The following is a 313-nucleotide window of genomic DNA, read 5'->3' on the forward strand; positions in this document are numbered from 1 at the left end:
CAACATCCCGCCAATGGTTGCCTGTGATCAAAATGGAGATGGAACAGAAATGTTCGACCTTACTACTCATACCACTACGGTGGAAAATGGACAAGTAGGACTGACCATTACATATCACCTTACACAAGCAGATGCTGACGCAGGAACGAACGCAATTACGAACTACACAGCAACAAACGGAGGACTAATTTACGTACGCGCAGTCAACTCCCAAAACTGTGCGCAAGTAGGAAGCTTTGAGTTACAAGTTTCTCCACTTCCAGTCTTTGCAGTGCCAACTGATTTAGAAGCCTGTGATGATGAAACGGCAGAT

General features: G+C 45.4%; 1 protein-coding gene. It reads left to right on the forward strand.

The genetic code is table 11. The features are described 5' to 3' along the window. The coding region (locus AA088_RS18600; RefSeq protein WP_046746334.1) for a hypothetical protein at positions 1–313 on the forward strand (313 nt) is incomplete at both ends.

Source organism: Kordia zhangzhouensis, from assembly GCF_001005305.1.
In the GTDB taxonomy this organism is placed as follows: domain Bacteria; phylum Bacteroidota; class Bacteroidia; order Flavobacteriales; family Flavobacteriaceae; genus Kordia; species Kordia zhangzhouensis.